We start from the raw sequence: 1,003 nt of genomic DNA on the forward strand, positions 1-1,003 counted from the left end.
CATTCTAAATACGGATTAAAACCATCCACAATAGGAACCTGTACGATTTGAGCAACCTCATATTCGTGCAGGTTTTCAATTTTTTCTTCCACTAACTCGTAAAGCTCACGTCGTGTTTTGATGATCAATAACCATTCGTGATCAGTACAAACTTCCCCTTTCCAAACATAATGGCTCTCAATTGGCATCGTCTGAATACACGCCGCTAATTGAGCCTCTAACAAACCTTTGATGATTTCATCGCGATTTTTTTCATTATTGGTGGTACTTAACACCATGCAGCAATCGTTTTGTTGGCTCATTATTTTTCCTACTTCATTGTCACTTTTCCGCCAATCATCTTAAACGCAGGCGTACCTCTGACTAACGTATCTCGTGCAAACTCTTGCCCGCAGCTCGGGCAAAAACAAGGGGTTTGAGTGTAATCTTCTACAATGCGTTCTTTAAAGCACTTCACCAAGGCCCCCTTTCCGCCCTTGCGATATTTATATAGCTGCGCTTTGCATTTCGCACAATAAATTTCGACAGTTTTACTCGGTTGCTTTTTATTCGGCTTGGCCATTATCTTCTATCTCTGGCTTGACCCACACATTGCTGAAATCGAACCACCCCAGCGCATTACATTTTGCGTTTTGAAGCGCTCCGCTGTGGTCTTTGTTTACACCAAGCCAGCAATGGAACATTGGAATAACCTGGCAGCTTTTCACTAACTGCCTTCCTAATTCGCGAGCAGGAAAGTCGGCATGAATGCCTGCACGCCATTGATCGACTAATGTCGCCCATTCTGAAAAATCGTAACCCGCGCTGAATTTTTCGATGTCGCTGTAATCAAGTAGCCAACCCGCTAAGGCATCGTTGCGATTGGTCGCAATACCCATTGCTTTTACCCAAACGTCGACTTCTTCTGGATTTGGCGGCTGCGTATCGTAGCGAATAAACTCGACATCGACACTGTACGGTTTGAGCAAGTGTTTAATTGCTTTGGCAATGACAGGAAACATCG

Annotated in this window: 2 protein-coding genes and 1 pseudogene; all 3 read right to left on the reverse strand. The window is 44.1% G+C overall.

The genetic code is table 11. The features are described 5' to 3' along the window. A partial coding sequence (cutA, locus tag R7F07_RS25585) for a divalent-cation tolerance protein CutA (RefSeq protein WP_318110719.1) occupies positions 1-302 on the reverse strand: 302 nt, incomplete at its 3' end. Between the two features lie 8 nt (positions 303-310). After that, the gene (locus tag R7F07_RS25590) at positions 311-562 is read right to left on the reverse strand and encodes a hypothetical protein (RefSeq protein WP_005479768.1); all 252 of its coding nucleotides are present in this window, start codon (positions 560-562) and stop codon (positions 311-313) included. Further along, a pseudogene (locus R7F07_RS25595) lies at positions 546-1,003 on the reverse strand (SgrR family transcriptional regulator); the annotation flags it as partial. The pseudogene R7F07_RS25595 and the gene R7F07_RS25590, both read right to left, overlap by 17 nt.

Origin of the sequence: Vibrio sp. YT-16 (assembly GCF_033337405.1) — a bacterium.
Classification (GTDB): Bacteria; Pseudomonadota; Gammaproteobacteria; order Enterobacterales; family Vibrionaceae; genus Vibrio; species Vibrio alginolyticus.